Annotated in this window: 21 protein-coding genes and 1 CRISPR repeat array; of the genes, 6 read left to right on the top strand and 15 right to left on the bottom strand. The window is 62.9% G+C overall.

What is annotated here, in order from left to right:
- Positions 1–26: 26 nt before the first annotated feature.
- The gene (gene csy2, locus SAJA_RS14870) at positions 27–1,013 is read right to left on the bottom strand and encodes a type I-F CRISPR-associated protein Csy2 (RefSeq protein WP_123659457.1); all 987 of its coding nucleotides are present in this window, start codon (positions 1,011–1,013) and stop codon (positions 27–29) included.
- Positions 1,010–2,371: a type I-F CRISPR-associated protein Csy1 gene (gene csy1, locus SAJA_RS14865; protein ID WP_123659456.1), complete on the bottom strand. Its 1,362-nt coding sequence runs from the start codon at positions 2,369–2,371 to the stop codon at positions 1,010–1,012. The genes csy2 and csy1 overlap by 4 nt, the downstream gene beginning before the upstream one ends.
- Positions 2,372–2,866: 495 nt before the next feature.
- On the opposite strand from csy1, the gene relB reads away from it, so the two are divergent.
- Positions 2,867–3,061, top strand: a complete 195-nt coding sequence (gene relB, locus SAJA_RS14860) for a type II toxin-antitoxin system RelB family antitoxin (RefSeq protein ID WP_123659455.1) — start codon at positions 2,867–2,869, stop codon at positions 3,059–3,061.
- Positions 3,062–3,165: 104 nt separating this feature from the next.
- Complete coding sequence (locus tag SAJA_RS15575; RefSeq protein ID WP_221180279.1) at positions 3,166–3,417, top strand: type II toxin-antitoxin system RelE/ParE family toxin; 252 nt, start codon at positions 3,166–3,168, stop codon at positions 3,415–3,417.
- Here SAJA_RS15575 and cas3f read toward each other — a convergent pair.
- From cas3f to SAJA_RS14810, 9 genes are all read right to left on the bottom strand, one after another.
- On the bottom strand, positions 3,378–6,779 hold the full coding sequence (gene cas3f, locus SAJA_RS14850) for a type I-F CRISPR-associated helicase Cas3f (protein WP_123659454.1): 3,402 nt from the start codon (positions 6,777–6,779) through the stop codon (positions 3,378–3,380). The genes SAJA_RS15575 and cas3f overlap by 40 nt on opposite strands.
- Complete coding sequence (gene cas1f / locus SAJA_RS14845; protein ID WP_123659453.1) at positions 6,776–7,759, bottom strand: type I-F CRISPR-associated endonuclease Cas1f; 984 nt, start codon at positions 7,757–7,759, stop codon at positions 6,776–6,778. Before cas1f ends, cas3f begins: the two co-directional genes overlap by 4 nt.
- A gap of 118 nt (positions 7,760–7,877) precedes the next feature.
- Positions 7,878–11,268: direct repeats of the CRISPR family, unit length 28 nt; unit sequence TTTCTAAGCTGCCTACGCGGCAGCGAAC.
- Positions 11,269–11,424: 156 nt separating this feature from the next.
- On the bottom strand, positions 11,425–12,294 hold the full coding sequence (locus SAJA_RS14840; RefSeq protein ID WP_123659452.1) for a DMT family transporter: 870 nt from the start codon (positions 12,292–12,294) through the stop codon (positions 11,425–11,427).
- Positions 12,294–13,220, bottom strand: a complete 927-nt coding sequence (locus SAJA_RS14835) for a DMT family transporter (RefSeq protein ID WP_123659451.1) — start codon at positions 13,218–13,220, stop codon at positions 12,294–12,296. The genes SAJA_RS14840 and SAJA_RS14835 overlap by 1 nt, the downstream gene beginning before the upstream one ends.
- A 5-nt stretch (positions 13,221–13,225) precedes the next feature.
- Positions 13,226–15,064: an ABC transporter ATP-binding protein gene (locus tag SAJA_RS14830; protein WP_123659450.1), complete on the bottom strand. Its 1,839-nt coding sequence runs from the start codon at positions 15,062–15,064 to the stop codon at positions 13,226–13,228.
- Between the two features lie 146 nt (positions 15,065–15,210).
- Positions 15,211–15,828 carry a peptide-methionine (R)-S-oxide reductase MsrB gene (gene msrB, locus SAJA_RS15410; protein WP_123659449.1) on the bottom strand — a complete coding sequence of 206 codons (618 nt, stop codon included), beginning with the start codon at positions 15,826–15,828 and terminating at the stop codon, positions 15,211–15,213.
- A complete protein-coding gene (locus SAJA_RS14820; RefSeq protein WP_123659448.1) occupies positions 15,825–16,607 on the bottom strand; it encodes a molybdopterin-binding protein in 783 nt (260 codons plus the stop codon). Before SAJA_RS14820 ends, msrB begins: the two co-directional genes overlap by 4 nt.
- A complete protein-coding gene (locus SAJA_RS14815; protein ID WP_123659447.1) occupies positions 16,600–17,451 on the bottom strand; it encodes a cytochrome b/b6 domain-containing protein in 852 nt (283 codons plus the stop codon). The genes SAJA_RS14820 and SAJA_RS14815 overlap by 8 nt, the downstream gene beginning before the upstream one ends.
- 364 nt (positions 17,452–17,815) lie before the next feature.
- Positions 17,816–18,478 carry a hypothetical protein gene (locus SAJA_RS14810; protein WP_123659446.1) on the bottom strand — a complete coding sequence of 221 codons (663 nt, stop codon included), beginning with the start codon at positions 18,476–18,478 and terminating at the stop codon, positions 17,816–17,818.
- A gap of 408 nt (positions 18,479–18,886) precedes the next feature.
- Between SAJA_RS14810 and modA the strand changes: the two genes are divergently transcribed.
- The 4 genes from modA (at position 18,887) to SAJA_RS14790 (ending at position 22,021) form a co-directional block, all read left to right on the top strand.
- On the top strand, positions 18,887–19,696 hold the full coding sequence (gene modA / locus SAJA_RS14805; protein WP_123659445.1) for a molybdate ABC transporter substrate-binding protein: 810 nt from the start codon (positions 18,887–18,889) through the stop codon (positions 19,694–19,696).
- A 6-nt stretch (positions 19,697–19,702) separates the two neighbouring features.
- The gene (gene modB, locus SAJA_RS14800) at positions 19,703–20,386 is read left to right on the top strand and encodes a molybdate ABC transporter permease subunit (protein ID WP_123659444.1); all 684 of its coding nucleotides are present in this window, start codon (positions 19,703–19,705) and stop codon (positions 20,384–20,386) included.
- Positions 20,383–21,492 carry a molybdenum ABC transporter ATP-binding protein gene (gene modC, locus SAJA_RS14795; protein ID WP_184999932.1) on the top strand — a complete coding sequence of 370 codons (1,110 nt, stop codon included), beginning with the start codon at positions 20,383–20,385 and terminating at the stop codon, positions 21,490–21,492. The genes modB and modC overlap by 4 nt, the downstream gene beginning before the upstream one ends.
- A 79-nt stretch (positions 21,493–21,571) precedes the next feature.
- Entirely contained in the window at positions 21,572–22,021 is a 450-nt protein-coding gene (locus tag SAJA_RS14790) for a DUF1496 domain-containing protein (protein ID WP_123659442.1), read from the top strand.
- 48 nt (positions 22,022–22,069) lie between these two features.
- Here SAJA_RS14790 and moaCB read toward each other — a convergent pair whose 3' ends face one another.
- The 4 genes from moaCB to rpiA are packed head-to-tail and all read right to left on the bottom strand — an operon-like array spanning position 22,070 to position 24,388.
- Positions 22,070–22,987, bottom strand: a complete 918-nt coding sequence (gene moaCB / locus SAJA_RS14785; protein WP_123659441.1) for a bifunctional molybdenum cofactor biosynthesis protein MoaC/MoaB — start codon at positions 22,985–22,987, stop codon at positions 22,070–22,072.
- A 21-nt stretch (positions 22,988–23,008) separates the two neighbouring features.
- Positions 23,009–23,446 carry a molybdenum cofactor biosynthesis protein MoaE gene (locus tag SAJA_RS14780; RefSeq protein WP_123659440.1) on the bottom strand — a complete coding sequence of 146 codons (438 nt, stop codon included), beginning with the start codon at positions 23,444–23,446 and terminating at the stop codon, positions 23,009–23,011.
- 2 nt (positions 23,447–23,448) lie between these two features.
- A complete protein-coding gene (locus tag SAJA_RS14775; RefSeq protein WP_123659439.1) occupies positions 23,449–23,706 on the bottom strand; it encodes a MoaD/ThiS family protein in 258 nt (85 codons plus the stop codon).
- Positions 23,707–23,725: 19 nt separating this feature from the next.
- Positions 23,726–24,388, bottom strand: coding sequence for a ribose-5-phosphate isomerase RpiA (gene rpiA / locus SAJA_RS14770; RefSeq protein WP_123659438.1), 663 nt, complete (start codon positions 24,386–24,388; stop codon positions 23,726–23,728).
- Positions 24,389–24,413: the final 25 nt, after the last annotated feature.

Raw genomic sequence — 24,413 nt, 5'->3', positions numbered from 1 at the left:
GATATCTCCTTGAATACGGTTGATCGTCAGTCGAAGTCGTAAAGCGCTTCGAACGGGTCGTCGATGGGGCGGTAGTCGTTGCAGCAGCGATACAGGCCGTCGTCGGGGCGTGTTTGTGCGTACCAGATCAGTTGTTCGGCCTGTTCCAGGCGGTGTGGGCTGATCCACTGCCCCATCGAGTACAGGCTTTCGGCGAATCGGAACGGGGTATCGGGGTCGCGTGCATTGACGACGTCGCCGCCGGGGTGGACATCACCGAGTGCGCCGTAGCCCACGGGGATCGGTACGACCCAGCCCAGACCGCGCCGGTCGTGTTGCCACTTATGTTCGTCGTCGTTGTAGCGCCAGTTGATGCGGGACAGTGAAAGCCAGGCATCGAGGCGCGTGGCGTTGGCATCTTCGGCGGCCAAAGCGTCGTGACGCTGTGTGATCAGATCGTCGCGGGAGACCAGGGTGAAACCGGGCACCAGGCGCAGCCGGAGTTTGCGAAACGCATCGAGACGATCGGCTTCGTTGCCGGTGAGGTCGACCACTTGTGGCTGGTACCGCGGTAACCACGGACTGTCCGGCGGCATGACAGAGCCGCCAGCAATGCGCATGGCCGCGATGAATTGCTGGATGGTCTCGGTATCGTCTTGCTGTGCCTTGGCGTCGCGCTGCCAGCGGTCGCTCGTGACGGCCAGGATCAGGCTGACCTCGATATGAATCCGGCCTTCCTCGACGATCGCTGCCGTACTGCCGTCCTTGGCGGCCGGGTTGCGTGTCAGATGAAAAGCCTTGGTGTAGCCGCCCTCCGTGGTTTGTTCTTGATGCCGATGGCAAACCACGCCGATGCCCTGAAAAGCAACATCCAGACCGGCGGCCCGGGTTTTGCGTTCCAATGCCCACATCAGCCCGATGAAAGCTGTTATCGAAGGAAAGCCGTGGGTCAGCGGGCTCGAAATCGCGTTGGCGTTTTGTACGTTCAGCCGTGGCAGTACCAGCAGGTGCGTGAAGTTCGGAGCGTCGCTCATGATCGATCCTCTGGGGCGCGTCGTTGCATGGGAATCGGCCAGGCCGCATCGACGATCGCCTGTCGCGCCCAGTGGCGGTATTCCATATCGCCGACCGAGGTAACGCCGACACGCCGCAGCTGTTCGTTGAGCCAGTTCGCGAAAATGCCGGCGACATCGTCCGGCCAGTCACCCCAGTGGTAGGCCTGTTCGAAGGCATGGTCTGCCTCGCCGCCTTCGCCAGCTGGCCGCTTATTCAAAGTGAGGCGATCCGGATCGAGCCAGAGCTGTTCACATAGCGGCAACTCGCAGGTTGGGTCGCGCGTCCAACCCGCTGAGAGTTGGTCGCGAATCGTGGCCGCGAAAAGTGGCAACCGCGCGCCCAACGCCTGTTCGATGGCTTCACGCTTCTGGCGAGTTTCCATTGTCCGTTTCGGATCTGACTGGAGCAGCTGGACGAGCCTGCGCAACAGATCGCGAACGCCTTCAAAAGAGAAGAACTGGCGGGTGGAAGATTCCAGCTCGAGCAAAGTGATGGCGCGCATTCGCGACCACGTTGGCGGCAGTGAGGCGAAGAGATAATTGGTGCCGCGGCGTTCAGCGTTTAGCTGGGACACGTTTTGAGTGTTCGAGCCACCGAGCTTTCTCACGGCCAGCTGGCGATAGTCCCGATATATTCCGTCGTGCGGCTTGTCAGACTTTTTGGCTTGCCGAAGTGCCTTGTTTTCTTCCCCAAACCGGGCAGCCTGAATATCGGCATGCACGCGATGGGCGAGGGCGCTGGAAAACAGCGGCTGTAGCAGGTGGAAGTTGCGGTTGTCGTCGGGGCGGCCATCGATGAGCCAGTACACCTGTTTGGCCAGCGCGTGCGAGCTGGGCGCTCCGCTGCGCACGAGATTGCCGAAGGCCTGCATGCGCTCATCGGCGGTGTTAGCGTCTGCGTGCAGGGCATGCTTGAGATCAGGGTCATCTTGTTTGACCCAGTCCAATAGCGCCCGGCCGTCAACTTCGACTTTCAGGAACTTGAAGACATCGAGAGCGGCGGCGTTGCCGACCACGTCGTCGGTGAAGTCACTCCCCAAGGAATGACTGCCGATCTCGTCACGCGTTGGCAGGTCGGTGGGCGGTATATAGAGGCTGGACCCGCGGGCGTCGGGGTGGCTGGCCTTGAGCACGTGGGTAACGGCCTGAATCTGGCCCACGCGGCGGGCGGCGCTGGCCAGCCAGGTTTCGTATTCGTATTTGGCAGCGGCCGCAGTATCGTCCTCGCGGCCTTTGAGCTTGGCGGTACGGCGCGCGTCGATGAAATCGGCAATCGCTTGGCGAAAGCGATCACGTCGAGCGGCCGTCCCGGTCGGATGATCGGTTGTCTCGGACATAGAAATCCCAAACCGGTGGACCCTGGTGGGCCCGGGCTATAGAATCCCCACGGCAACTCGCCGCCGTGGGGCGTGGTTGATGGTCAGTAGCTGAGTCTCGTTTGATCAGGCTCTTCTGCGACGGTCTTTCACGTCCTTGTCCTCCTGCGATTTATGTTGTGGAGCCGGTGCTCATCGGCGGTTGCATTTGCCGTAGCTCGTTGGCCCGAGCTGCGGCACCTAACAATCTAGGCTCCGTCTATTCGTATGTCAATCCACTGTATGTAATACAGGTTGCTGTAAGTATTCAGATTTTTTCGCACCGTATCGGCTGCTGTAAGATTCCTCACTCACTACCGCGCAGGTAGCTCAGAAGACTGTTTGTAAAACGATTCGCTGCCGAGTAGGCAGATATATTGCGAGCCTCGGTGGGTGAGAGGCTTCGCAGCTCGAAATGACAAGCCTGATATAGAGACTTTTTGGCTTAGACTGTTCAGTAGCAACAGACGCGCCGCCATGCCGAAATCCCAGGACCCTCGCGTCAGCGAGTTCGACACGGAAGCCGAGGCCGAAAGCCATGATTGCTGGCTGAGTGAACAGGTTCGGTTGGGGCTTGCGGACGACCGGCCGGCGGTGGCGCACGACGAGGTGATGGCGGAGATGGCGACCATCGTCGATCGCGCCGAGCAGCGAGGCCCCCAAAACTGCTGATGCGGCCTGTTGTTTGGCGAGAAGCCGCTCGAAGGCAACTCGTCGAGATCGTTGCGTTCATCGCCGAAGACAACCCGCCGGCTGCGCGTTAGTTCACGAAGCGCATTAAGGCCGTTGTCGTTGCGCTGGCCCAGTACCCCGATCTCTACCCGCGCGGCCGCGTGGTGGGTACGCGTGAATTGGTCGCGCATCCCAATTACCTGATCGTTTACAAAGTCGGGGCGGAGCGCGTCGACATCATCGCCGTGGTGCACGCCTGTCGGAAATATCCCGGACAAGGTCACGCCTGTCTCGCAGGCCGGGCCGTCGGCGACTTTTACCCGCGCCATATCGAAAACCCAAGCCACGGGTGGTAGCGCCAGCCTTGCGCGCTGTCTGGCGCTTCCAGCTGGCTGAAGCGACAGGCGGCGACATGCAGCGTCAGGTCGTGCACGCGGGCTTGGGCGTCGACCAGGCCGTAGAGATCGAACTCGCCCCACGGCGCGACGCGTGGGCCGCATGACAGGGCGATGTTGTCACGTTGGCTGTTCTCAACCGGTACATATAGGCTCTGGCCGCGTCGAGCCGGATCCGCCTCGACTCGATACAGGCTAAGTGTACCCGCCTCATCGTCGTCGGGTAGCAGCACCAGCTGTACGGTCCGCATCGTATTGTCGCGAAACGGTTGTTGCTGAGCGAGCACGCCGGTCAGCATGGACTGGGGATATTGCCAAGCGCTGGCGGCGTTCAGCCGTCGTGTCGCGTCGGCCGATATCGGCTGCATGGTATCGGCCATGCGCACATGTTCTAGATCGACCAGATGGGTCTTGGGTTGACGTTCAGCGGCCGGGCGCGGTGCGACGCGTGGTAAGGCATCGATCGTCTGGTATTCGTCGGCGCGCATCAGCTTGCCGAGCCGATGCGCCACCAATCGAAAGGGGTGGTTGGCTGCAACGCGCTCTTGCTCGAAGCCCGGTCGCACGAAGATAGCTGCCGGCTTGCCGTCAGGGCCACGGTTGTTATCGAAATGCCGAAGATTAGTGTCGAAGATCACTAGATTCGCGCGGCCGTTTGGCTGCTGGCGGTGGCGTTGTACGCGGCCGGCGAGCTGAATCAGCGCGCGCATCGAAGACGGCTCTGCGATGGCCCAGTCGGCATCCCAGTCACGCCCCACCTCACAGACCGGCGAGGCCAGCACGATGAATAGATGATGGGTGGCCGTGCTCTGTTCGAGCGCGCGGCGAATGTCCGGATCCTTAAAAACCGCGGTTTCATCGCGGCGGTTCAAGGCCGTATCGAGCTGCTGTTCGATGGCCGCGCGTTGTGCGAGCGGAAAACGCGCGTGATAGACACACAGATGGAACTGGGTGTCCTCGGGGGCGCCCATTTCAAACAGTGTTTTGGCAACATCGAACAGCGGATCGATATTGGCCATGCGCAACAGACCGAAGCTGACGTGCTTGTGGCTAGCCGGAACCGGCGTGGCATGGTCGTGGTGGAGATCGAGTGCGGCATCACGCACATGCTGCGCAAAGGCCGCGCGTGTTTGTTCTCGTTTCTGGGCGCCGGCGATATCGAGCGGCCAGAGCGCGCCGAGACGCAGCGTGGGCTTCTGCCGAAGTTTGTCGGCGCGGCGTTGCACGAAGTCGTCGTGCGCGCTGGCGAACGCTGACGCTTGGCCGCAGTCGTTTTGTTGTACGCCGAATTCGTCGACCCAAAGACAGGGCACATCGGCGGCCGCAGCATGCGGTCCATCGGCGCCGCGATTGCGCTGGTAGTCACGTCGACCGGCCTGATAGGCCAGAAACATGCCCTCGACCATATCGGGCGGCAAAGTGGCTGACGACAGCACGACCCGCGTGCCCAGCATGCCGGCCCACTGCACTAGCCGAGTCAGGGCGGGCAGGTCGTCGAGGCCATAGTCATCCAGCTCATCGAGCACGAGATCGCTACTCATCAGGCGCAGCATGGGCGCGATCTGGCGCCCGCCGCGCAGGGATTCGGTGGCCGGCACGAGATGATCCACGGTACAGACCAGCATCGGCGCGGCGATCAGGCTTTTGGTTTTCGGGTTGTGGTGGGTCCAGGTCAGCAGCGAGTGTTGGTTGTTGGATGCTCCGAACAACACGTGATCATCCTCGTCGATCAGGTGTTGAACAGACGCCGAACCCGTTTCTTCGGCCAGTCGCTCGTAGTAGGCAAATAGCGCGCGGCTCGCACTGCCGCCCACGCGTATCGCCAGCTCGTCATCGCTCAGGTGCAGATCTTTACGATAGCTGCGCCCGGTTTGCTGGGTCAGCGCGCGTAACCCGAGCGCGAACGTTGCCCGCATGCCTTGTTGCGGATCAGCCAGAGCATAAAGCAGGCGGGCGTTGGCCAGGGTCTTGCCGCAGCCGGTTGACGCCATGTTGATGATGAAAGCGCCGTTGCGGGCCGCGCGTTCGCGCAGCCCCACTGCCTGATCGAACGCCGTATCCTGCCATTGAAACTTGCCTTTGCCACTACGTTTTCGCAGGCCCCGATGCCGGCCGATACGCGCCAGATCGCGCTCGAGTGTCGGTAGGGCATGGGCAATTTGGCCGGCGTGGTGCGTCACGCCCAACAGGTGCTCGTCCAGGCTCTGGTTGACCACGACTCGCCCGGCGCGATTGCGGGTCGTATTCGCTTTCAGCGGAGAGTTGGGATGCACGAAAGCCCGCCGCGCGGGTACCGGCCGGTCGTTATCGTCCAGACCGAGGCTGGAATAATAGTGGTCTGCCAGCATCAGGCTCAGTCGGGCCAGATGTAGCACGTAAGGGTTTTCGTGCCAGTCGTCGCGGTGTTTGCTTTTAAGCTCGAGCAGGCGACGGGCCAGCCGGGCGGCTTTCTTGCGCCAGTCTTGACTGGCGACCGGTAACTCGCCGGCCAGCGCCCAGTAGGGGGCGATCTCGCTTTCGTCGCCCGGCGACAGTCGCTCGTTCCACGTATGAGATAAAGCGTCGAGTGGCGCATCTAGCCAGTCTGGGTTAAACGATTTTGCCCGGCTGCCCAAGCGCGCCTGTTGCCCATCGTCCTGCATAGCCGGCGCGACCGGTAGCCGGTGGTGGGATACGATCAGCCAGGCGATTGCCTTCGCCAAAGGCGGCAAGCCGCGGAACGGGTAAGGATCGCTCGCATCCAGGCCGTCGCGTTGAAACGCCGGTGTACGTGTCCAAGCCATCAGGTCGTAACTATCGGCATCGAGTAGTCGCGTCAGCCAGGCCTCGTCGTCGTCATTGCCGACGAACGCCAGAAACAGACGTAGCGAAACCCATTCATGGCGAAAGCGGTTGCGCTCGGTAAGACGGCCGTCCAAGCGTTGCTTGAACGCAAGAGTCGCCTTACCCAAGTCATGCATTAGCCCGCTCATCATCGCGAGCAGGGTGATGTCTTCGCCGGTGTGCCAGTTGTTCTCGTCCTGGGCGCGCAGGACGTTGCGTTTCGTTGTGTGCGTCGGTGTCGCGCCCCGCGAATTGAAACGCGCCGCGTTGCCCACTACCCAGAGCAGCTCGCTGTGATTCGTCCCGCGTATCCAGTGGCAGGCCACCGCCGTGTTCTTGCGTGCTGTTTTGCGCAGCATCTTGCGTAGCGTATCCAGCCCCGCCTTGGTGATCGGTGTTTGCCATGTGCGATCGCCGCGACGCTCGGCGAACTGGTCGAGTATGCGGCGCGTCTCTCGCAGTGCGTTCTTGTTGCACTGCGATACCAGCAGCACGTTCATGCGCTGGCGGCTCGTCTTGCCAGATCGTCGGCGACGTTTTGTACCGTCTCGATCATGCCGTCGAGCGCCTCGACCTGTGCCAGGCGTTCGATACAGGCCTGGCGAAACGCCTGCTCCTCATCGCCGTTGACCGCGGAAATGAACGCCTGCGGCAGAATCACGGCATCCTTGATCAGATCGGCGACATCAAAAACCAGCCCGCCGCGGCGTGTCTTGCCATGCAGGACGGCCAGGCCGTGCGGCAACCCCAGCACCCAGCAACAGGTCGCGGCCAAGCCATAGGCCAGATAATTGCCGTGATCGAGAAACCGATTCGCCGGATCGAGGCCACTGCCGCGCTTGGCCCGCGTGAATTCGCCGTAGTCAGTGGCTTCCACGGCCAGTTTGAACAAGGTCTTGGTCAAGCGCGCTTCAAGCGTTAACAGCTCGGTGGTGTTGTCAGCGTGTTCGATGTCGTCGCCGTTGCGAGCCAGCGCGTCCTGTAATGTCTTCAAATCGCACTTGAAGCCGGCCTGGCGCAGGCCGCGATCATCAGCCCATAGGGTCGATATCTGTTGCAAACGCTGCGTCTGAAACGCTTTGGCCGCTGCTAAACGGAGTGTGTCGTCGAACCAGAAGCTCACCCATTGCTGTAAATAGGCCGTTGGCCGATATTCGCTTTGTGGCGACAACCACGCCACGTCGACATCTACTTCATTGGCCGCAAACAACGGCGTGCCGCCGCCACCACAAAACCCGACCAGCACACCGGCTTTGGCCAACTCGCGCATGGCGGCCTGGGTGATGGACGTGCCCGTGCCCAACAGCATCGAAGTCGTATTGGCGATCGGAATATTCCAGTATTTCGATTCGCGTCCTTCGTCGGTGACATAGGACACACGGCCGCCCTTCACAAGCACCCGGCAATACTGCAAGTAGTAAAGATTGGCCCGCTTGGAATGCAGTATCGTTTTCAGATCGCCTGGTGCCAGATCATCCACGCCAAACCCCCGACTTGTGTCCCCCGAAATAAATAACGTAAATATCCGGAAAACATTGCGCAAATCGCCAGGCTGAAGCAGCTAACTTCAGCTAGGACGAGATTGAGGGGCACGGCGGTTTTTGAGCTGCCTACGCGGCAGCGAACCTCAGGAAGCCGTCAATTACGTGCCCTCGTCTTTTCTAAGCTGCCTGCGCGGCAGCGAACCCGTCCGGCGAAGCCAGCGCCGACGAATCGCCTTTCTAAGCTGCCTACGCGGCAGCGAACGTTGCGGCTTTCCGGTTTGGGTCGTCACTGATTTTCTAAGCTGCCTACGCGGCAGCGAACCCCGCTCCAGCAGCTCGTGGACGGTTTCGCCGTTTCTAAGCTGCCTACGCGGCAGCGAACCGTACGGCAGTAGCACTGCCACGCGTCAACCATTTCTAAGCTGCCTACGCGGCAGCGAACATTGGCGGGTTGACCAGTTTGTCCTGCGTCTGTTTCTAAGCTGCCTACGCGGCAGCGAACATCAACAATGCAGGTACAGAAGTCGGCCATGTCTTTCTAAGCTGCCTACGCGGCAGCGAACGGAGTTCGTCCGCAAACGTCGAGTTTTTCGATTTTCTAAGCTGCCTACGCGGCAGCGAACGCCGAGCGAGATGCTGTTGCACAGGCAATCGATTTCTAAGCTGCCTACGCGGCAGCGAACGCCGGCCCTGGCCGCCGGCGTCGTACGGCGAATTTCTAAGCTGCCTACGCGGCAGCGAACATCGCGTCACGGGCCCAGCGGGCCCACGTCTCTTTCTAAGCTGCCTACGCGGCAGCGAACCTCGAGCACGACACGATCTCGTGTTTTGTGATTTTCTAAGCTGCTTACGCGGCAGCGAACCATGCAGTCCTACACATCGAGAGTGAGGCGCTTTTCTAAGCTGCCTACGCGGCAGCGAACCCGCGCACCAACATCTCGCGAAACGCGTCAACTTTCTAAGCTGCCTACGCGACAGCGAACGTAGGTGCCCTTGTCCAATCGCGTGCCGCGCATTTCTAAGCTGCCTACGCGGCAGCGAACGCCGATCTGGATGGCATACACCGGCTCAAGCATTTCTAAGCTGCCTACGCGGCAGCGAACTGCTTGAGCGCATTGATCTCATCGATGAGATCTTTCTAAGCTGCCTACGCGGCAGCGAACTCGGCCATCTGCTCGTGGTGGCGCGCCCAGTTTTTCTAAGCTGCCTACGCGGCAGCGAACCCCGCCTAGTGCTCCGATGACAGAATCCAAGCTTTCTAAGCTGCCTACGCGGCAGCGAACCGGTTTGACTCGATCTATCTCAGCTATGACATTTTCTAAGCTGCCTACGCGGCAGCGAACCTCTCGCTCGATTAACTTGCGGAGGTTATGCATTTCTAAGCTGCCTACGCGGCAGCGAACGATTCGGGCATCGGCTGGGTCAACGCGTTTCATTTCTAAGCTGCCTACGCGGCAGCGAACTCGGCGTTGACGCCCGGGCGGTTCAGGCCAGCTTTCTAAGCTGCCTACGCGGCAGCGAACGATGGACATGGCCCGGCGGGCGTCCGCGCGCTTTTCTAAGCTGCCTACGCGGCAGCGAACAACACGATGCAGCGCGCAGCCGATAGCTACATTTTCTAAGCTGCCTACGCGGCAGCGAACTTGCGATACGAGGCTTCGCGTCAGATTGCGCTTTTCTAAGCTGCCTACGCGGCAGCGAACTTGACCACGGGCCAGATGGACCCGCACGCCCATTTCTAAGCTGCCTACGCGGCAGCGAACTAGGCGTTTGATGCGTCGAACGTGCAACCCGTTTTCTAAGCTGCCTACGCGGCAGCGAACTTGACTGCCGATTCCGCGTGATCGCGGGCTTCTTTCTAAGCTGCCTACGCGGCAGCGAACGCATGCACAGCATCACGTATCGCCAGCCCACGTTTCTAAGCTGCCTACGCGGCAGCGAACGCCAATATCCTGGCGACGCGCATCGGCACGCTTTTCTAAGCTGCCTACGCGGCAGCGAACCTGCTCGATGACCCGATCGATCAGCGCTTTCGTTTCTAAGCTGCCTACGCGGCAGCGAACATACGAGTATCCGTGCTCGCTCCGGTAACGATTTTTCTAAGCTGCCTACGCGGCAGCGAACGCAGGCTGGACTAGATCAGCCCAGGTCGTGTTTTTCTAAGCTGCCTACGCGGCAGCGAACGAAACAAAGCTCGACGATGCCCCGCTGTACAAATTTCTAAGCTGCCTACGCGGCAGCGAACCTTATGCCACGTCGGTTGGTTTGCGATAATGTTTTCTAAGCTGCCTACGCGGCAGCGAACCCGGCCGGGGTAACGACCGCCCACTTGCGCGTTTTCTAAGCTGCCTACGCGGCAGCGAACCGCACGGTCACGATCGATAGCGCGCCGATCTCTTTCTAAGCTGCCTACGCGGCAGCGAACGGCTCGCGCTCGAGGGATTCGGCCATCTCTTTTTTCTAAGCTGCCTACGCGGCAGCGAACGCCAACGGTAAGGCGATCCGAACCTATAATCATTTCTAAGCTGCCTACGCGGCAGCGAACCCCGGCGACATGCTGGTCGTGCAGATCACGGATTTCTAAGCTGCCTACGCGGCAGCGAACGCATTACGCCCAGCGGGCGATGACTGAGACGCTTTCTAAGCTGCCTACGCGGCAGCGAACCGTTCATCGCCGACATGCTTGGCATTGATCGTTTTCTAAGCTGCCTACGCGGCAGCGAACACTACCACATGGTCTGCACAGATTTGCGTAGTTTTCTAAGCTGCCTACGCGGCAGCGAACTTTTGTCGTGGACGTTGTCGTCATGCGCGCGCTTTCTAAGCTGCCTACGCGGCAGCGAACGAGCACTGCATCTCAGGCCGCCTCTTTGGTTTTTTCTAAGCTGCCTACGCGGCAGCGAACTACTCTCGGTAACAAATACACCACCCGCGATTTTTCTAAGCTGCCTACGCGGCAGCGAACTCGCTCACCAGCTCGGCATACGCCATCACGTTTTTCTAAGCTGCCTACGCGGCAGCGAACGATCATCTGCGTCAGCACGCCCGCCCAGTCCATTTCTAAGCTGCCTACGCGGCAGCGAACACAGCGAATACGTTGACGTGTCGAGATACAGCTTTCTAAGCTGCCTACGCGGCAGCGAACGCCTGGATTCAATTAGCGACATTCCTGCCAGCTTTCTAAGCTGCCTACGCGGCAGCGAACCGATGGGCGACGAGAAAGCCGCAAGCGTTCTTTTTCTAAGCTGCCTACGCGGCAGCGAACCGTGAGCATCACGATTACCGAGACGGCGATCATTTCTAAGCTGCCTACGCGGCAGCGAACTCACCTCTAAAGTTGCTGACGATGCTCTCTAGTTTCTAAGCTGCCTACGCGGCAGCGAACTCTCCACCTCATCTGCGCGCAAATACCGGTTCTTTCTAAGCTGCCTACGCGGCAGCGAACGAGCAGTGACCCGTCGCGAAATATTTTGTCGTTTTCTAAGCTGCCTACGCGGCAGCGAACTAGAAGATTAAAACGATAAATCCATGTTTTGAAAGAGCTATCGCTATTCTTCTCAGAATAACCCTTTTTGAGCGCGTTCGCTAACTTATTGATTATCAAAGATATAGGCGGCCGGTTGAAAAAAGGGTCGCGGGCGGTAATCCGTTTGGCGGGGTTTCAGCGTCCGGCTCGGCTGGCGAGCGCCACGCCGGCCGCGGCGATGGCCATGCCGGTGATTTGTATCGCGCTTAGCGCCTCGTTGAACAGCAGCCAGGCGAGTACGGCGACGACGGGGGGCACGAGGTAGAACAGGTTGGCCACGCGGGTAACGGCGCCGCGGTGGATCATGATGAGCAGTAGGGAGATGGCGCCGACGGACAGGCCCAGCACGGACCAGGCCAGGCCGATGACGGTTTGCCAGACGAGGGCGATGTGGCCGGTTTCCAGCATGGCGGCGACGGGGGCGGTGACGAGTGCTGCGCCGATGAACTGGATGGCGGCGTTGGTGCGGATGTCGGCCGCGGTGGCGGTGTGTTTTTGCCAGAGGGTGCCGAGTGTGATGCCGGCCATGGCGGCGATGACGACGGCGAGCGGCCAGAGTGCGACGCCGGCGTGCAGGCCGGCGGTGATGCCGGGGAGCAATACGAGCACGGCGCCGGCGAGACCCAGTGCGGTGCCGAGCCATTGGCCGCGCGTGACGCGCTCGCCGAGCAGCGGGTAGGCCAGGATGGCGGTGGCCAGGGGCTGCAGGCCGACAATTAGTGCGGCGATGCCCGCGGGCATGCCGTGGCGCACGGCCCAGAACACGCCGCCCAGATAGATGCCCTGCAGCAGCACGCCGGCGACGAGCGCATTGGCCCAGGCGCGGCCGGTTCGGGGCCAGGGGGCACCGACAGCCCGGGCGATGAGGGCGAAGGCCAGGCCGCTCAGCACGTAACGACAGGTCAGAAACGTCAACGGCTCGGCGTAAGGCGCGATGAGCCGGGCGACGATGAAGCCGGTGGACCAGATGCCGACGAAGGCGATGGGCATGAGGCGTTCGAGCATCACGGACGAGCCTTGGGTGAGGACGCGGCGGGCTGGGTGCGCTCGGCCAGGGCGATACCGCCCAGCACGAGGACGAGCGCGGCGATATGAAACCAGGCCAGCTGTTCGCCGAGCAGCAGGACAGCGAATAGCGTGCCGAAGATCGGCACGAGATTGAAGAACACGCCCGCGCGGTTGGCGCCGATCAGCGCGTTGCTGTGGATGAACAGCGCCTGGGCGATCAGCCCGGGGCCGAGGGCGGCAAAGACCACGACCGCCCAGCCGGTGGCATCGGGCCAGATGATCGCGTCTTGGGCATATTCCAGGCCGACAAACGGCAGCGCGCCGAGGGCGGCAGCCGCACAGATGACGGTGATGAAGCTGGCATGATGCAGGTCTGGCTTGGCGCGCAGGGCCACGGTGAAGCCGCCGTAGCACAGGATGGCCACCAGCATCAGCGCGTCGCCGCGATTGAGATCGAGCGACAGCATACGCGCGGGCGCGCCGTGGGTGACGATGAGCACCACGCCGGCCAGTGTCAGCGCGAAGCCGGCCAGTTGGGCAGCGCGTACCCGTTGGCGCAGCACGAGAAAATTCAGCGCGAATATCACGCCCGGCACGCCGGCTTGTTCGATGACGACATTGACGGCCGCCGTGTGGTTGAGCGCGCTGTACATGGCCGCGTTGAAACAGGCAAAGCCCACCACGCCGTAGGCCGCCAGGCGCCCGGGATAGCGCCGGATCACCGGCCAGTCGCGCACGAGATAGGGCCAGGCGAACGGCACAGCCACGCCGGCCGCGATCGCCCAGCGCAGGCTGGTCATGATCATGGGGCTGATATGACCCACGCCCAGTTTGCCGACGACCGCGTTCAGGCCCCACGCGAGCGTCGCGATCAAGAGCCACGTATACGCCAGCCGAGTGTTCCCGCGTGCTGTGCCGGGCATGCCGGCTAGCCGGTCACGTCAGCGCCGATGAAGCCGCCGGACTGCATGGACCAGAGCCTGGCATAAAGCCCGTCGGCGGCGATCAGCTCGTCGTGGGTGCCGGTTTCGACAATCGCGCCTTCGTCGATGACCACGAGCCGGTCGAGCGCAGCGATGGTCGATAGCCGATGAGCCACGGCGATCACGGTCTTGCCGGCCATGACGGCGTGCAGGTTATCGGTGATCGCGGCCTCGATTTCTGAATCCAGCGCGGCGGTGGCCTCGTCGAGCAACAGGATCGGAGCGTTCTTGAGCATCACGCGGGCCAGAGCCACGCGCTGGCGCTGGCCGCCGGAAAGCTTCACGCCGCGCTCGCCCACGTGGGCCGCCAGCCCGCGCCGGCCCTTGTTATCGACCAGATCGCGGATGAAGCCGGCATGGGCGGCCTCGATGGCGGCCCACAGATCGGCCTCGCTGGCATCGGGGCGGCCATAGCGGATGTTGTCGGCGATGGAACGATGCAGCAGGGCGGTATCCTGCGTGACCATGCCGATGGAGGCGCGCAGGGACGACTGGGTGACGGCGGTCACATCTTGCCCGTCGATGCTGATACGCCCGGCCTCCAGCTCGTGGAAACGCAGCAGCAGCGATAGCAGGGTGGACTTGCCGGCCCCGGAGCGCCCGACCAGGCCGATCTTCTCGCCCGGCCGGATCGCCAGCGAGAAATCGCTGATGACGCTGGCATCATCGCGGCCGTAGTGGAAGGCGATATTCTCGATATCGATCGCCCCGTCGGTAACCGCCAGCGGGCGGGTATCGGGGGCATCGGTGATCGCGCGGTTGGCGGTGAAACTGCCCATGCCGTCGCGGATGGTGCCGATATGCTCGAACAGGTTCGAGACTTCCCACATGATCCACTGGCTCATGCCGTTGAGCTGAAGCACCAGGCCCACGGCGGTGGCCACGGCCCCGGCGGTGATGGCGCGATCGCTCCAGAACACGATGCCCAGGCCCGTGACCGAAAACAGCAGACCGGCATTCAACAGATACAGGCTGGCGTAAAAGCCGTTGATACGCCGCATCTGGGTGTAGACGGTGCTCAGAAAGCCCTGCATCGAGTCGCGCGCGTAGTCGGACTCGCGCTCGGTGTGGGCAAACAGTTTGACCGTGCCGATATTGGTATAGGCATCGACCACGCGCCCGGTCATCTCGGCGCGGGCGTTGGCCTGGGCCTCGGCGATGGACTGCAGCCGTGGCAGAAAATACTTCAGCAGCAGGATATAGCCGACCAGCCAGGCCAGAAACGGCAGGGCCAGGCGCAGATCCGCGCCGGCCACCATGATGACCACGCCGCCGAAATAGACCGCGACATAGAGCAGCACGTCCACGAATTTCATCATCACTTCGCGGATGGCCAGCGCGGTCTGCATCATCTTGGAAGCGATGCGCCCGGCGAAGTCGTCCTGAAAATAAGACAGGGACTGGCCGAGCAGCCAGCGATGAACCTGCCAGCGAAACCGCATGGGTACGTTGGGCGCCATGGCCTGAAAAGTGGTCAAGCCCTGGCCGAAAACCAGGGCGGGCAACAGGGCCAGCACCACCACCGCCATGCCGGCCAGCTGCCAGGCGTTGTCGGCCAGGAAATGCTCGCGGTCGCTGGTGGAGAACCAATCGACGATATGGCCGAGAAACCCGTAGAGCGAGACCTCGATGATCGAGGCGGCCGCGGTCAGAAGCGCGGTCAGCAGCAGCAGTTTCCAGACCGAGCGCGCATAGAACGCCACAAAACGCGGCATGCTGGTATCCGGCGGGGTGCGGTCGTCATCGGGAAAGGGATCGACCAGACGTTCGAAATAACGAAACATGACGAGCACCCGCGGCGTTGGCCACGGGTATGGGCTGACAGGATGCGCGCGAGTCTACGCGAGGTGCTTGACCGGTGTATGCCGCAGTGATCGGCCGGGCCGGTCGATGCCCGGCCGGCGGGCGAGGCGCCGTCTCAGACGATGGCTCAGCCGATAGGGTGGAACACCATCGCAGCAGCGTTCATGCAGTAGCGCAGGCCCGTGGGCTCGGGCCCGTCGGCGAACACATGCCCGATATGGGCCGCGCACCGGGTACAGGCGATCTCGGTGCGGGTCGTGCCAAAGCTGTGATCGCTGTGCTCGGTCACGTTGTGATCGTCGATGGGCTGGAAGAAGCTCGGCCAGCCGGTGCCCGAGTGGAACTGCGTATCGCTGTCGTAGAGCGCGGTGTCGCAGCAGACACAGGCATACAACCCGTGGCTCGGCGGGGCGTCGTAATACTGGCCGGTGTAAGGGCGCTCGGTGCCGGACTCGCGGGTGATGTGATACGCCTGCTCTGAGAGCTGGTCTTGCCAGGCCGCCGGGCTTTTGGTGATGCGTGCCACATCTTTGAGCCCGACCCGCGCGCCTTGATCGTTGTAGACGGCGATCGTGACCGGGCCGGCCGCGCTGGGCGTGTTGGCATTGGCCGCGGTGCGCCCGCTGGGCTCGGCCCGGGCACAGCCGGTGATACCGCCGAGCGACAGGACCGACAGGGCAAGACCGCCTTTCAACAGACGACGACGGCCCGCCCGCGCGGATGGGGTGATCGTGAATTGGCTCATATACCGGCCCACCAGTTGTAGCCCCGGTCTTCCCAGAAGCCGCCCTTGCCGCCCTGGATATCGGCGAACGAGTTCACCAGCTCGATATCCATGACGTACTTGGCCATCTTGTAGCCCAGCTGGCGCTCGGCGCGCAGCCGAATGGGCGCGCCGTTGGCCACCGGCAGGTCAGCTCCGTTCAGCCCGTAGGCCAGAATGGTCTGTGGATGATAGGCCTCGATCATGTCGAGGCTTTCATAATACGGCTCGGGGGCGCCCAGCAGATGATCGGCACAGTGAAACACCACGTATTTGGCGTTTTCTGTCGGCTGGGCCCGATCCAGCAGATCCGAAAGCCGGGCCCCGGTCCACTGGCCGATACACGACCAGCCCTCGACACAGTCATGCCGGGTGATCTGCGTGCGCGCGGGCGCTGCCTTGAGCTGGGCCAGCGACAACGCCTGCGGGTTGGCGACCTCGCCGTGAATGGCCAGCTTGTAATCGGCGAAATCGTTGTCGACCAGCGCCTGGTAGGCATCCGTCTGTGGCTGGATCGAGCCGTTGGGCCGAAAGGTGTCGGCGATGGCACTCGTCGGGTATTCCCGCGCCAGTGCCTCGCGTGAGGAAACGAGGCGCATGGCGGCCTGCGTCAGGTCTTCGGTGCGGCCCAGAAAATCCTGTACGCCCTGGCTTTTGGTCCAGTCGCAGCCGGAAAGCAGTGTGCCCGCGCCCAGCGCGCCAAGACTGGCCAACAGCCGGCGCCGGCGGCGATCGGTGGGTCGAATCGGCAGATCAGCCATGATCGCGCTCCTTGTCGGTGCTCGTGGACGGGGTATCGACACGATAGCCGCCGGTGGTCATCGCCCGCATGTTGTTGAACAGCCCCGAGACGAGCACCAGCAGTACGTGCACGACGAAAAAGCCGATTAGCGAGAATGCCGATATGAAATGGATCGTGCGCGCGCTCTGGCGGCCGCCAAAGACATAGGTCAACCACGGCCAGGCCGCGTCAATACCCGGCGCCATCGTCAGCCCGGTGAGCACCATCAGCGGCAGCAGAACCGCCAGCACCAGCAGATAGGTCAGCTTCTGGATGATGTTGTAGTCACGCACCCGGGAAAACCGCAGTTTGGCGTGCTCCGCCACGGCATGGCCGAACTGGCTCATCTCACCGCGATGCACGCCGATCAGGCGTCGTCGGTGGCGGCTGATGATCGAATAGACGAGATAGCCCACCAGCAACAACCCGAACACCCAGGCCGCGGTGAAATGCCATTGTCGGCCCAGCGAGAGCCACTGCGAATCGGGCAGGGTGGCCCAGGCCGGAAAAGCACGGGCCTGTTTGGCGCCCTCGGGCCCGGAATAACCAAGCACGCCGGTGGTCGGGATCTGCCAGCCGGCGATCGCCATATAGCCCATCGGATCGCCGTCGTCGCCCAGCTGGGCACCGATGGTCATGATCGGGTTATCGAAGTCGGAGCCGTTGCCCCAGTAGAGCGACGGGTGCGCGTTGAAGATCTGGAGCCCGCTCATGAGCAGAACGAGCAGGCACACGGCGTTGATCCAGTGCCACAGCCGCGTGGTCAAACCATGACGTTTGACCACCTGGCTTGATGGCTTGGATTGAGACGGGGTGTCGGACATGACAAGCACGATGAAAGGCCACGACTTCGATTGTACTCAACCGAAGGCGGACTGCACGGGATTGCGGATCACCGCTTCGCGGCTATCGCCGTCTCGTACGAGCGCCGCGTTGGTGCCCAATATCTGGCCAGGCAAGGCGAGAGCTGCGTCGCTGGGTGCGCCACGATCAAGATGAGCAATGCCGCGTGGCCAGATTTTGGGTCCAACCAAACGGGACAGGCGCCCGCAGATACCGGAGCGTCGGCAGTCGCGAGTTCTAGCCTGCTTGCGCAGAGTGTCACGCCAAGCGGGCTACGCCCGTCTTCCCGCCCATGGTCAATTCATGGAGCGCTTGGCGCGGACTCGTACGAAACGGCAACAGCCGCTAATGATCGCCGGTGTCGATCTCGTCCGGGCTGGGCGGCGCGGTCATTTCCGCGGCGCGAGCCTTGCGATCGGACTCGCGCTCGGCCGAGTCGTCGCTCGGATCATCGGCCGGGTCATCGGTTTGATCATTTGCGTCACTGTCCTCGGCCAACGGGCGATACGCGTTGTTCTCGGCGGATTCTTCGAGGTTGTCGCCCACGTCCTTGCCGGCAGGAACATTTTGCTCGCCCACGGTGTCGTCGTCCGGCGTTTGCGTATCGCTCTCGGCGGCTTTGTCACGGCGCGTCTTGTCCTGCGCTGCGGCGATTTCCGAGTCGTCGGGCGCGCGGAAATCGTTGGCGCCGTAATCGCTGCCGTCGGCTTCGGGCAGAGCTTTTTCACCTGAGGATGCGGCTGATGTCGTGTCGTCGTCCATCGTGGCCTGCTCGTCGGCCATGGCTGCATCGAGATCAGCCTTGCGTTCGGGATCGACCGTTGTCTGCGCGCGCGGCGCCTCGGTTTGGCCCGCCTCGGGCGTATCGTCAACAACGCCGTTGGCGCCGACCGAGGCGGGGCTGGCGACACTGGACGAATCAAAGGTTTCGTCGCTTTGCGCCAGCGCGCCGGGGCTGGCGACGGTGGCGAGTGCAGCCACCAAGGGAATAAGCAGTCGTTGCGTCATGAGTGAAACAGCCTGTGACACGGGTTTGCGTTTAGAGCCTAACGTCTTTGTTTTTCGGCTGATAACACATCTCGTTATGTATTAAGCTACATAACGACATCGTCCCCGGGAGTTTTTCATGCAGCGTGTTGATGCGTCAGGGCCTGTTGCCGTTTCACGCGAGCGCCACTTTCGTCGAGAGTCCACAGTGTGTCGTGCAAGGCGCGAGTTGAAGCGTCGTGGCGTGCCACGAGCAAGATTCGCCAGTGGCAGGGCGCCCATCTTCATTATTCATGGGCGGACCGACCCTTCTGTTCGAAACAAGCGCCCCCAATTAACGACACGTCGCCAGTCCGGCGTTCTAGCCCACTTGCGCCGAATGACACGCCAGGCGGGCGGCGTCCTGTCTTGCCGCCCTTGGTCAATTTTATGAAACGCTTGGCGCGGACTCGTGTGAAATGGCAACAGAGCCTATGCCTGTTCTTGTTCTGCTCGTTACTGGCCACGCCGGGCATGGCCGCCGACGATACGTCGGTCACGGTCTTTGCCGCGGCCAGTCTGAAAAACGCCATGGACGACGTGGCCACGGCCTATGAAAAACATCACCCGCAAACCGATCTGAAGATCAGCTATGCCGGCAGCTCGACGCTGGCCCGCCAGATCGAGGCGGGCGCCCCGGCCGATGTCTATGTCTCGGCCAACGAGCGCTGGATGGATCAGCTGGAAAAGGATGGGCTGATCCGGGCCGATTCCCGGCGTGATCTGCTGCGAAATGCGCTTGTACTCGTGGCGCCAACAGATTCGAGCACGCAGATTGCGATGACGAATCCGTTGGATCTGGCCGCGGCCCTGCCACAGGGCCGGTATCTGGCCATGGCCGATACCCAGAGCGTGCCGGCCGGCATTTATGGCCGCCAGGCGTTGCAACATCTGGGCGCCTGGGACGACATGTCGCAGCGGATCGCCCAGGCCGAGGACGTGCGCGCGGCCCTGGCACTTGTGGCCCGGGGCGAGGCACCGCTGGGCATTGTCTATGCCTCGGACGCGCTGGCCGAAGACGACGTGAAGGTCGTGGCGCGTTTTCCCGCTGATACGCACGACCCGATCATTTATCCGGCCGCGTTGACGCGCCAGGCGGATTCGTCCGCGGCGGCCGGTTTTTTAATGTTTTTGAGTGCGCCGGAAGCGGCCAAGCGTTTTCAGCGGTGGGGTTTTCAAGTCGTGGATGAGGCCGACTAGACGCACATGCTGGATGCGACACAGCTCGAGGTCGTTCAACTCAGCCTGAAGGTCGCGGGCACGGCGGTGGCGTTCAGCCTGCCGCTTGCCCTGGCGGTGGCCTGGTTTCTCGCCCGCTCGACCAGCCGTTGGCGGATGATCGTCGACGCGCTCGTGCATTTGCCGCTGGTCTTGCCGCCGGTGGTCACCGGTTATCTGCTGCTCGTGGTGCTTGGCCGACGCGGGCTGATCGGCGGCTGGCTGGCCGAGCATCTGGGGATCGTGTTCGCTTTTCACTGGACCGGGGCCGCGCTGGCCGGCGCGATCATGGGGTTTCCGCTCATGGTGCGCCCCATTCGACTGTCGCTGGAGGCTATCGACGCCGGCAGCGAGGCCGCCGCGGCCACGCTGGGGGCTGCGCCCGTCATGGTCTGGCTGACCGTGACGCTGCCACTGGCGCTGCCGGGCGTGCTGGCCGGGCTGGTGCTGGCATTCGCGCGGGCCCTGGGCGAGTTCGGGGCCACGATCACTTTCGCCGCCAATATCCCGGGCGAGACACGCACACTGCCGCTGGCAATCTACAGCTTCATCCAGGTGCCGGGCGGCGAGTCACAGGCCGCCCAGCTGATCGTGGTCTCGATCGCGGTCTCGCTTTCTGCGCTGGTGCTGGCCGAATGGGTCGCCCGACGTATCCGCAGGCGCCAGACATGAGCCTCGATCTGGATATCTCCCTGCGCCAGGGCGCGTTCAAACTGCAGGCCACACTGGCCAGCGATGAGCGAGTGATCGGGCTGTTCGGGCCATCCGGGGCCGGCAAGAGCTCGCTGCTGCGCGTAATCGCCGGGCTGGCGCGGCCCGACGCGGGGCATGTGCGAATCAACGGGCGGGACGTCTTCGATAGCAGGCACGCCGTCAATACGCCCACGCATCGTCGCCGACTGGGCGTGGTGTTCCAGCAGCCGCGGCTGTTCGCGCATCTGAACGTCACCCACAACCTGACCTATGGGCGCTGGTTTGCTCGAAAACGGGCAAGCCGGGCGCGCTTCGATCACGTGGTCGAGATGCTGGATATCGGTGCGTTGCTCACTCGCCGCACGGCGGCACTCTCTGGCGGCGAGGCCCAACGCGTGGCGATCGGCCGGGCGCTGCTGTCCGAACCCGATATGCTGCTGCTCGATGAGCCACTGGCCGCGCTCGACGTGGCTCGCCGCGCCGAAGTGCTGCCCTATATCGAGCGCCTCGGCGCCGAGACGGAGCTGCCGATCGTGTTCGTCACGCATCAGCTGGATGAGCTGCTGCGTCTGGCCAATCGTTATGTGGCGGCCGTGGATGACGGGCGCGTCGTCTTTGCCGGGCCGACGGCCGATTTTTTGGCCCGGCCGGAATTGCTGGGCGATACCGGCTACCACGAGGCCGGCACGCTCTTGCGGGCCCGCCCGATCGCGCATCAGGCCGTCGACGGGTTGAGTGTGTTGGCGCTCGGCGATCAGCGCCTGTACGTGCCGCAGCTGGATGCGAACAACACCGGCGACGAGATCACGGTGCATGTGCGTGCCTTGGACGTGATCCTGGCGCGCGAGGTGCCGGCCGACATGAGCGCGCTCAACCGGCTGGCGGCGCGCATCACGGGCATGACTGAGACCGCCGATGGGCAGGGCGTCGAGGTGCGCCTGGATGTGGCCGGCCAACGCCTGGATGCGCGCATCACGCGTTTTTCGGCACCGGCCATGCGGCTGGCCCCGGGCGATACCGTGACCGCGATCATCAAATCTCTCGCCCTGGCTGAGCAGGCGTGGCAACGCTTGGGCGGGTTATAAGATCAGGCGACGAGCGGTAGTTGACGGCGGGTTGGAAAACGCGCCATCTAGAGATGATTCAACCACATCTGGAGGATGTATGCGTCGATCTCAAGGTTTTGTGGCTGCCGGCGTTGTGGCCGTGGCCGCTCTGGTAGCCGTACCGGTCTGGGCCCAGTCGGGCGGCAGCGGCGATAACGAGTCGTCGATGAATCAATCGCCGACGCAGTCGAAGCAACAAGCCGGCCAGCAGCAACAACAGCAGCAGCCGCGTTCGTCGATGCCGCAGCAGGCGGCCAATGGCAACGACAAGCCGATGGACCATAAAAAGTCAATGGGCCCGCATCACGGCCCTGGCCGTCATGCACCGCCGCCGCCCGACGGGCCGATGGCCGCGGGTAACCCGCTACGTCATGTGTGCTTGAGCAAGGACCAGGCGTACAGCCCGGGCGCGGTCGTGACGATGAACCAGAAGCCTTATGCCTGCCAGGCCATGGCCGACGATACGTCGGGCACGCTGCACTGGGTGGCCGTGAAAGAAGACGAGTAACCACAAGGCCGGCCGGCGCGTCTCGCGCCGGCTGTTTTCGATGTCGTGTTACTGCCCGCTGGCGAAGCGCGCCTGGATCTTCAGGATATGCACCAGGCTGGGGAGCAGCGCGGTCATCGTTTCCTCGGCGCCGCCGCGCGAGCCGGGAAAGGTCAGTGCAAGCGTGTTGCCAATGAAACCGGCCACGCCGCGCGACATCACGGCCTGGGGGCTACGCCGCTGGCCGAAGGCTCTCGCGGTTTCCATCAGGCCCGGCATGGGCGTGGTCAATAACGGTTCGACCGTTTCCACCACCTTGTCGTTCGGGCCGATGCCTGTACCGCCCACCGTGACGATAAGCCCGCAATCCGTGGCCAGCGCGTGGTCGATGGCGGCCTGGAGCTGTTCCGGCGCTTCGGCCGACAGCTGATAATCGATCGGGGTGAAGCCGGCCGCTTCCAGATCGGCCTTGACCTGCTGGCCTGCGGTATCCGGCTTGTTGCCGTCGACGACCGGGTTCGAGACGACGAACACCGCGGCCTTGATCGGTGCGTCAAGTTTGCGTACGTGGTCGGACTTGCCGCCGGTCTTGTCGATGAGATGCGTATCACCGATGGCCAGCTCGTCGGGTTCGGCGTAGGGCTTGAGCATGTCATAGAGCGTGAGCGCGGCCATGCTGGCGGCGGTGAGCGCTTCCATCTCGACGCCGGTGGGCCCGATGGTATGCACGTCGGCGGCGATGGCGACGTGGTCGTCGTGGATCGTGAAGCGCACTTCCGCGGCATGGATCGGCAACGGATGACACAACGGCAACAGCTCATCCGTGCGTTTGGCGGCCAGGATGCCGGCGATACGCGCGCTGGCCTGCGGGTCGCCTTTTTCGGTATCGCGCGCGGCGATCCGCGCCAGGCAGTGCGCCGGCGCGTAGAACTTGGCGCCGGCGGTGGCCGAGCGCAGGGTATCGGGCTTCATGCCGACGTTTTTCATCGAGCCGCCTTGTCCAAAAGATCAGTTGCGAGAGCGTTCGGGACGCGCCAGCTCGGTGCCTTCGAGATAGGCCTGGCTGCCGTCGCTGTAGGTTTCGTTCTTCCAGACCGCGACCCGGGCCTTCAATTCCTCGAGCGCGTGCTCGGCCGCCGCGAACGCCGGCGCGCGGTGCACGCCGCGCACCACGATATACACGCTGACCTCGCCGAGAACCAGCCGGCCCGTGCGATGAATCATGCGGCAGTGGCCGATATCAAACGCATCGAGGGTCTCGGTCTCGATATCGGCCATGGTGCGTGCTGCCAGCGGCCCGTAGGCCGAGTAGTCCATCGAAGCCACGGTTTTGCCGGCGTTGGCCAGGCGCACCGTGCCGCCAAAGGCCACGAGCGCGCCGCAGGTCTCGTCCTCGGTCTCGGCCAGCAGGGCCTCCAGATCAAGCGGTTCGGCGGTCAGGTGCATAGTCAGCCGCCGGAGACGGGCGGGACCAGCACGATGGTTTCGCCGTCGGTGACCTCGTCGTCGTCGGCCAGTAACGCATCACCACGGGCACAGGCGGACTGGGAGATCAGGCCCACTGCGGCCGGCCAGCGCTCGGCGGCGACGCCGCGTACGCGCTCGACGGTGTAGGGCGGGCCCATGGCGATCTCGGCCGTTTCGCCGAGATGATCGATCAGCGCGCCGTTGGCTTCGAGCGTGATGTTGGCTAGATCGTCGTTCATGGCATCTCGCAGGTCAGGATTAGCGTTTTTTCGTCGTGACGCCGTCTGCGCCGGCGACGATCAGAACATCGGCCGGCCGCTGGGCGAACAGGCCTACGGTGACCACGCCTGGGATGGCGTTGATACGGGCTTCCACGGCTTTCGGATCCGTCAGGTCCAGGTTATAGACATCGATGATCGGGTGGCCGTTGTCGCTGCGAAAATCCTCGCGCAGCTCGGGCAGGCCGCCCATCTTCACCAGCGCCCGGGCCACGGCACTGCGGCCCATCTCGATCACCTCGATGGGCAGGGGAAACGCACCAAGCACATCGACCTGCTTGGAGGTATCAACCATGCACACGAAGGTGTCCGAGACCTGGGCGATGATCTTTTCGCGCGTCATGGCACCGCCGCCGCCCTTGATCAGCGCCAGCTGGGGGCTGACTTCATCGGCGCCGTCGACATAGACCGACAGATCACCGGCAAAGTTGAGGGTCTCGACATCGAAGCCGGCTCGTTTCAAGCGCGCGGTGGTGGCCTCGGAGCTGGAGACACAGCCCTTGATGGCCGGGCGGCGCTCGGCCAGCACGTCAATGAAATGATTGACGGTAGAGCCGGTACCCACGCCCAGATACTCGCCTTCGACGACGTATTCATAGGCGGCCTCGGCGGCGGCGCGCTTTTGTTGTTCGTTGTTGCTCATAGCTCTGTCACGGGCGGAAGAAAAT

Source organism: Salinisphaera japonica YTM-1, from assembly GCF_003788585.1.
Taxonomy (GTDB): domain Bacteria; phylum Pseudomonadota; class Gammaproteobacteria; order Nevskiales; family Salinisphaeraceae; genus Salinisphaera; species Salinisphaera japonica.
Note: the sequence above shows the minus strand (reverse complement) of the source record. Positions and strands in the feature narration are given on the sequence as shown.